An 8,495-nucleotide genomic window follows, 5' to 3' on the forward strand; every position below is an offset into this window, starting at 1 on the left:
ACGTACACACTATAACTTTTCTAACGATTCACAATAAATCATCTATTATAAAAAATGACAAACCTTTTCATCTGCCTTCATGTTGGAATAATAACATCAAAACTTATAAAAACATGAAAACTACAACAGCAATAGCAGAGGTTTTAAACGATCTGGTTCAAATTAATAACGACCGCATTGAAGGTTATGAAAAAGCACGTAAAGAATTAAAAGATGGCGACGCAGATTTAAAATCGTTATTCTTAAATATGATTGAAGAAAGCCAAAAATATAAAATGGCTTTGGCAACTGAGGTTGCAGCTTCGGGTGAAGATATTGAAACAGGTACCACTACATCCGGTAAAATTTACAGAGGCTGGATGGATGTAAAAGCTTTATTTACTGGTCATGATCGTCAAACGGTATTAAACAACTGCGAGTTTGGAGAAGATGCTGCACAAAATGCTTATAAAATGGCTCTGGAAGAAGAAGATTTACCGTCAAACATCAGAGAACTCATTGCTGATCAAAAAGCATCGTTAAGAGTATCGCATGATGAGATTAAAAGATTACGTGATTCTCAAGCTTAAGACTAGCCTTGTTTGAAATAAAAAATGCTCCTGATAAAATTTATCAGGAGCATTTTTGTTATCTAACGGGTATTTTATGATTCCAGTTCTCGATCTAAATGCTCGGTAACACGTTGAATAGTATTATCAATTGTATTACTCAGAATTGTTAAATAAGAGCCTTTTTTGGCATTGTCGATTGCGTCTTGCAAACAAGCGGTACTTTTATTATTGATAATGATTTCTTTATTAGGATCCACTTCTTTAATACCACTTACCAAAAGATCGATCAGTTCCTGCTGATCGCGGCCACGTAAATATTTTTCCTGACAGATATAAATTTTATCAAACATTTGAGCGGAAATCCGGGCCGTTTCCCTAATGTCTTCATCTCTTCTATCACCAGTTCCAGAAATAATCCCAACGTGTTCGGTAGATTCAACGCTGGCAAGGTAAGCCTTCACACCGTTAAAACCGTCAGGGTTATGCGCAAAGTCAACTAACACTTTAAAGTCTTTGAATCTGAAAACATTCATTCTTCCTGGGGTATGTGCTGCAGAAGGGATAAATGTTTCTAAAGATAAACGAATATCTTCTGGTTTGTATCCCCATAAATAGGCCGCCAGTGTAGCTGCTAAAACATTCTGAATCATGAAATTTACTGATCCACCGAAGGTTAAAGGAATATGTGTCGCCTTATCAACCCTTAATTTCCAATCACCAGTTTTAATGGTGATGAACCCATTTTCATAAATGGCAGCAATTCCCCCTTTTTTGCAATGGTCTTTAATCACCGGATTATTTTCATCCATGCTAAAATAAGCCACATTACAACGGGCATCACGGGCAATTTTTACACAGTAACCGTTGTCGGCATTTAAAACCGCCCAGCCCTTTCTTCGCACAGCGCCAATTACTACGGCTTTTACACGCGTTAAATCATCTAAATTATGAATATCAGAAATACCTAGGTGATCTTCCTGAATGTTTGTAACGACTCCGATATCGCAGGCATTGAAACCCAAACCCGCCCTCAAGATACCTCCACGGGCAGTTTCTAATACCGCAAACTCAACCGTTGGATCTTTAAGAATAAATTCAGCACTTACCGGACCAGTTGTATCGCCTTTCATCAACATGGTATTGTGAACATATACACCATCACTGGTGGTAAAACCTACACGTTTCCCATTACTCCGAATGATGTGGGCAATTAATCGTGTGGTAGTTGTTTTCCCGTTTGTTCCGGTTACGGCGATGATTGGAATTTGCGATAACCTGCCTTGTGGGTATAACATATCCACCACTGAAGCGGCAACATTTCGAGGTAAACCTTCGCTTGGCGCCAGGTGCATCCTGAAACCCGGGGCTGCATTCACCTCTAAAACTACCCCACCATTTTCTGTAAGTGGCTGGGTAAGATTTTGCGCCATAATATCTATACCGCAAATATCTAAGCCAATTACTCTTGAAATTCGCTCACAAATAAAAATATTTTGCGGGTGAACAATGTCGGTAACATCAATTGATGTTCCTCCGGTACTTAAATTAGCCGTAGATTTTAAATAGACAATCTCCCCTTTTTCTGGAATGGTTTCCAGCGTATATTCTTTTTTCGCTAACAAATCCAAAGTATCACGATCAACAGAAATTTCAGTCAGCACATTTTCATGTCCGTAGCCGCGACGTGGATCTTCATTTTCCTTATCAATTAATTCCTGAATAGTATGAATGCCGTTCCCCATCACATGCGCAGGATCACGTTGTGCCGCTGCAACCACTTTATGATCGATCACAAGTACACGAAAATCGTATCCGGTAATAAATTTTTCAATAATCACCCTACGCGAGTAGGTTTTTGCATATTCGAAAGCTGCCTTTGCAGCTTCCATTGTTTTCACATTAATTGTTGCACCTTTTCCATGATTTCCATCTAAGGGCTTAAATACCAATGGAAAACCAACTTTATTAACTGACGCCTCTAAATCATCAGGATTCGAAATGGTAACACCCGAAGCAACCGGAATGGCTGCCTCTGTTAACAAACGTTTTGTTTCCTCTTTATTACTGGCAATATCAACGGCAATGCTGCTGGTTTTTTCAGTCATGGTGGCTCTAAAACGAACCTGGTTTTTACCATAACCTAACTGTACTAATGAGCTTTTATTTAATCTGATCCAAGGAATATTCCTGCTTACCGCCTCCTGCACAATTGAACCCGTGCTTGGGCCCAAAGCTTCCAATTCTCGGATTTCTTTCATTCTTCTGATGTCGTGCTCTAAATCATACTCCTGATTTTCAATCAAAGCCTCAGCAATGCGAACCGCTGCTTCTGCGGCATATACACCAACTTTTTCTTCCAGATAACTGAACACCACATTATAAATGCCTTCGGTTTTGGTTTGTCGCGTACGTCCAAACCCGGTTTCCATCCCGGCAATCGTCTGAATTTCCAAAGCAATATGTTCAATAACATGCCCCATCCAGGTACCTTCTTTTACACGAGTGAAGAAACCACCTTCAACACCTTTAGAACAACGGTGTGTGAACATGCTCGGTAAAAGTTTTTCAATGCGCTCGCTAAAACCTTCAATGGTATTGGTTGGGCGTTGCTCCATATCCTCTAAATCCAGGCGCATTTGAATTAATTTTTTGCGACTTATCGACCAGATATTTGGCCCTCTTAGTACTTGTATGTTTGATATCTTCATGTAATATTTTGTCGTTTTTAGTGTTAAACAAGCGTTGGGATGGCCTTTTAAATCAGTTTTTAAAGAATGAAATTAATGAATGTAAATTATACATTTATTTTGAAAAGTGACATCACAAATAGCTAAATCAAAATAAAAGGGTATTTGTTTTAGTATCAGCCCTTAGAATACTGGATTTTATTAATAATTATTTTAACGATTGTTAATAATTGCGTAATTATTGACAAAAAAAAGTCGTGTTTTTTATCTTAAGCTGATATATTTGGGCTTTTTGATACAATAATAATACACAAAGAATGGTTCCAAAGGGCAAACTTATCATCATTGGTGGAGCAATAAACACAGGCAGCTTTGCTGAAACGCAATTTGGGTTGCCTGAAAACATGAATTTTTTTGAGCGTGGGATTTTAAAAAGAATCACAACAGAGTCGGTAAGAGACATCGAATCACGTTTTGAAATCATTACAACAGCTTCTTTAATGCCTGAAAAAGTAGGAGAAGAATATATAAAAGCTTATGCGCAGTTAGATGTACATAATCTTGGTGTGCTTAATATCACCAATCGTGAGGAAGCGAATTCTGAAGAAAACTGCGCTAGAATAGCTGCTGCCGAAGTAATTATATTTACCGGCGGAGATCAATTGCGTTTATCATCAATCTTTGGCGGAACGAAGATCCATCAGATTCTATTAGAGAAATACAAGAATGAGCCTGTGGTTATTGCCGGAACATCTGCCGGCGCAGCTGCAAGCTCAAAAAACATGATTTACCAGGGCAGCAGTAAGGATGCTTTACTTAAAGGTGAGGTTAAAATTACTGGTGGATTAGGGTTCATCGATGATGTGATTGTAGATACCCACTTCGTTCAACGCGGAAGAATTGGCCGTTTGTTGTATGCAGCGGCAAGTAACCCAGGCATTTTAGGAATTGGCTTAGGTGAAGATACTGGTTTATTTATTTCTGACGGACATGTAATGGAAGCCATCGGATCTGGAATGGTTATTTTAGTTGATGGCCGACAAATGGCCGATACTAACCTTACCGACGTGGAAATGGGACAGCCCGTATCCATCAAAAACATGGTAGTGCACGTGATGTGCGATGGCGATGTTTATGATTTAACAGATCACAGCTTGGTTATTCACCATCCAAAAGTTGTTCCGATAGGATAAAAAATCAGTTTTTAGTTAAGCGTTTAAATCTTACTATTACTGAAAATCTTAATATTAATGAAACTAATTATACATGGTGGCTTTTTCAGCGAGTCATCAACAAACCAAGAAACAAAAAAAGCAAAGCAAGATGCTTTAGCTGAAATTGTTACCCTCGGATATGAATATTTAAAAACACATACGGCATTAGAAACGGTGGTTTATACCGTTGCGCTATTGGAAGATAATGAACTTTTCAATGCCGGGATGGGTTCACAAATTCAAAGCGATGGAAAAGTGCGTTTAAGCGCATCGCTAATGGATGGTAAAACTGAAAAATTTAGTGGTGTGATCAATGTGGAAGATATTAAGAATCCCATTGAGGCTGCTAAAGATTTAATTAGCTACGACGACCGCGTATTAAGTGGCGAAGGTGCTCAAAACTTCGCCCGGAAAAATGGTCATGCGTTTTTTAACCCAATAACTGCGCAACGACAATCAGAATACGAAGCAAAATTAAATCAAAGTAATAATAAAGGAACTGTAGGTTGTGTTGCTTTAGATGATGAAGGTAACCTCGCTGCTGCAACCTCAACAGGTGGCAAAGGCTTTGAGATTCCTTGTCGAGTAAGCGATTCCGCTACAGCTGCCGGCAATTACGCCAACCAACATGCAGGTATTTCCTGCACAGGCGTCGGCGAAGATATTGTAAGCAATGCCACAGCTGCAAAAATAGTAACGCGTGTTACCGATGGATTTTCGTTGAAAGAGGCTTGCGATAAAACTTTTACCGAATTAAAAGCCTTTGATGGTTTTGCTGGCGTTGTTGGCATCTCATCTACAGGCGAAATTTATCACTGCGATTCACATCCATATATGGTCTGGGCATCTTTCGACGTTAATTTACAGGTATTTAGCTGAAATTGAATATAAAGTATTATTTTTGTTGCATGTCCAAATATGTATTGGCTTTGGTAAGCCTGTTTGCCTCATTTCAACTGCAAGCTCAAAATATTGATAAAGCTGATTTCCAGGAGCCAAACGGGGGAAGTGCGATTACAATTTCGGTTTCAAAGTTCGATCTGGAAGAGGGAAATTCATTTTTTGAAGATGCCGAAGATTTAGAAAAGAAAGGCGATTTCAACGAGGCGCTTACCTTATTTGGCAAGGCAGCTTTTGAATATAATGCCGCAAAAAACTTTAACAAATACGGACAGGCCATTATAAAAATGAGTAATATGCATTATCAGTTGGGCCGCTACAGTGATGCCGAACAAATCTTACTCAATGTTGCGCTTAAAAACTATTCAAAAATGGGTAGCAGGAGTGGCTTAATGAATACCTACAGTTTGTTAGGAAAAGTATATCTGGCCAATAATAAATCTACTCAATCCATGTGGTTTTACACCCAGCAAGGCATTTTGGCAAAACAACTTAAAAGCAACAATTCATATATCGAATCTATTTTGGGTATTGTTCAGGTAAAAATTAAAAAGAAAGATTTTACCCTGGCATTGAGAGATTTGAAAACCGCTGAATGGCTTGCTAGTTCAATTAAATCGACACAGTACAAGGGCCAAATAAATGATGCCCGGGAAGCTATCGCGAATAAAACATCTCTAAAAAAATCTTAAAAAAGGATTTACAATTAAATTTACGTTATCTATCAAGTGATAAATAATGTAATTGTAATATTCTATTTCAGAATACCTTACAGCGATATTCTCAAAACAAAAGCCATAATATTTCGTTAAATTTCAGGATTGTTAAATAAAAAGCTTTTAGCTAGATTTGATAAAATTTTAACAAGAGACGGTAATAATGCTGTCTCTTTTTTGTTTTTCGTTAAAATGGTACCATATTGGCTATATAGAATTGAAAATGGATTTTAAATCGTTTAAAGAGATGTTGAAGAGAATATTTTTTGTAATTTTTACAGCAGCAGTACTTGCCTGTCATGCTGACCCTAAACCACAACCAATTGTGGAGGGCGTTACAAATGTGATGCCTGATGAACAACAAAAGTTGGTGATTAAGGAAGTTGTAAATCTTATCGAGAGCTACAATTATAAAAAAATCCAAATTAATGATTCGATTTCATCATTAATTCTTGATAAATACATTAAATCTCTGGATCAGGGTAAAAATTATTTCCTTGCTTCTGATATAAAAGAGTTTGAGAAATACAGAACCACACTTGATGACGACTTTAAAAACGGTGATTTAAGTGGGCCATTCTACATTTATAACGTTTATGCTAAACGATTGAATGAGTATTTTAAATATTCATTGGCTCAAATTAAGAGCAAATTCGATTTCAACCAAAACGATACTTACGTTTATGATCGGGAAAAATTGCCATGGGCAGCATCATCAACAGCATTGAATGAAACCTGGAAAAAAAGAGTTAAATATGAGTTGATCAATTTGAATTTAGCGGGAACGGCTCAGGATAAAAATGTCGAAACACTTACTAAACGTTATCAAAACCTTCAATCACAAACTTCTAAAACAAATAATCAGGATGTATTTCAGATCCTGATGGATGCTTTTACAGAATCTGTAGATCCGCATACCAATTACTTTGTGCCAACAAGAGCCACTGAATTCAACGAGGAAATGTCTCGTTCATTCGAAGGTATTGGCGCCAGGTTACAATTGGAGAATGAAGTAGTTAAAATTTCCGAAATTATTCCGGGTGGTCCTGCTTTTAAAGGAAAACAATTAAGCGCTGGCGATCGAATTATTGCGGTTGCGCAAGCCGATGGAGAATTCGTTGATGTGGTTGGTTGGAGATTAGATGTAACTGTAACCAAAATCAAAGGCCCTAAAGGCACAAAGGTTCGTTTAAAGGTAATTCCCGTTGGAAAAGAGATGTCTTCAAAGCCTGTTATTATAGAGCTTGTGAGAGAGAAGATTATCCTGGAAGACCAGTCAGCTAAAAAGAAAGTGAAAACCGTAACTACAAATGGTAAAGATTACAAAATCGGCATCATCTCTCTACCTGCGTTTTATGCTGATTTTAAAGCCGCAAATTCAGGCGATAAAAACTACAAAAGCACTACACGTGATGTAAGAAAACTGGTTGACTCCTTAAAAAACATCGATAAAGTTGATGCAATTGTGATGGATTTACGTGGAAATGGTGGTGGTTCTTTAGTTGAAGCCATTTCGCTTACAGGGTTGTTTATTGATAAAGGTCCTGTAGTTCAGGTAAAAGATTTAAGAGGAAAAATTGAAGTAGATGAAGATCAAACGTCAGGCGTTGCATGGGATGGTCCATTTGGCGTGATGATTGATCGTTTAAGTGCCTCAGCCTCTGAGATTTTCGCCGGTGCAATTCAGGATTATGGCCGCGGTATTGTGATGGGCAGCCAAAGTTATGGCAAAGGAACCGTGCAATCTTCTATTGATTTAAATAAACTGGTTAACCCGGGCATGCTTCAAAAAATTGCCGGCTTGGTTACCAGAGATAAAACTATCGGAACTTCTCCTAGTACCGCTAACCCCGCAGATATTAATCTTGGCCAGATCAATTTGACAATGGCAAAATTTTATCGTGTGGCCGGAAGCAGTACACAACACAAGGGCGTTACACCCGATATTGTTTTCCCATCACTTTACCCAATGGATAAAATTGGAGAAGATACTGAACCATCAGCCTTACCTTGGGATGTGATTCCAAGTTCTAATTTTAAAGCTGTTGCCAATTTAACGGCTATCAAAGCAGGTTTGATTAAAAATAGTGAACAGCGTATCGCTAATTCACTCGATTTTAAATATGTAAAACAAGATATTGCCGAATTAAAAAAACGTGATGCTGAAGTGTCTGTTACTTTAAACGAGAACAAATTAAAAGCAGAACGGGATGCACAGGAGGCAAAATCTTTAACGAGACAGAATGAATTAAGAGCTTTGCGAGGCTTACCAGCTATTAAAAAAGGTGAAAAAGTAACCAAGCAAGATGCATTTGATTTTATTGAAGATGAATCGCTTAAAGTAATGGGCGACTTCATGCAGCAATCGGGTAATTATGTAATGAATTTGGGCGTTGCAACTGCACCTAAACTCTAGCAATACTTCAT

At 38.0% G+C, this 8,495-nt stretch carries 6 protein-coding genes; 5 read left to right on the forward strand and 1 reads right to left on the reverse strand.

The genetic code is table 11. The features are described 5' to 3' along the window. Nucleotides 1-569 (forward strand): ferritin-like domain-containing protein (locus ON09_RS20565; protein ID WP_010602956.1); only part of this gene is annotated, 569 nt, incomplete at its 5' end. Nucleotides 570-643: 74 nt separating this feature from the next. On the opposite strand, the gene cphA is transcribed toward ON09_RS20565, so the two are convergent. After that, a complete protein-coding gene (cphA, locus tag ON09_RS20570; RefSeq protein WP_029204519.1) occupies nt 644-3,259 on the reverse strand; it encodes a cyanophycin synthetase in 2,616 nt (871 codons plus the stop codon). 296 nt (nt 3,260-3,555) lie between these two features. Between cphA and ON09_RS20575 the strand changes: the two genes are divergently transcribed. The 4 genes from ON09_RS20575 (at nt 3,556) to ON09_RS20590 (ending at nt 8,484) form a co-directional block, all read left to right on the forward strand. Further along, nucleotides 3,556-4,431, forward strand: coding sequence for a cyanophycinase (locus ON09_RS20575; protein ID WP_010602958.1), 876 nt, complete (start codon nt 3,556-3,558; stop codon nt 4,429-4,431). A gap of 57 nt (nt 4,432-4,488) precedes the next feature. Further along, entirely contained in the window at nt 4,489-5,331 is an 843-nt protein-coding gene (locus ON09_RS20580) for an isoaspartyl peptidase/L-asparaginase (RefSeq protein WP_010602959.1), read from the forward strand. A gap of 29 nt (nt 5,332-5,360) precedes the next feature. Beyond that, entirely contained in the window at nt 5,361-6,044 is a 684-nt protein-coding gene (locus ON09_RS20585; protein ID WP_010602960.1) for a hypothetical protein, read from the forward strand. Nucleotides 6,045-6,315: 271 nt separating this feature from the next. After that, complete coding sequence (locus tag ON09_RS20590) at nt 6,316-8,484, forward strand: carboxy terminal-processing peptidase (protein ID WP_238533759.1); 2,169 nt, start codon at nt 6,316-6,318, stop codon at nt 8,482-8,484. Nucleotides 8,485-8,495: the final 11 nt, after the last annotated feature.

Origin of the sequence: Pedobacter agri PB92 (assembly GCF_000258495.1) — a bacterium.
GTDB classification, from domain to species: domain Bacteria; phylum Bacteroidota; class Bacteroidia; order Sphingobacteriales; family Sphingobacteriaceae; genus Pedobacter; species Pedobacter agri.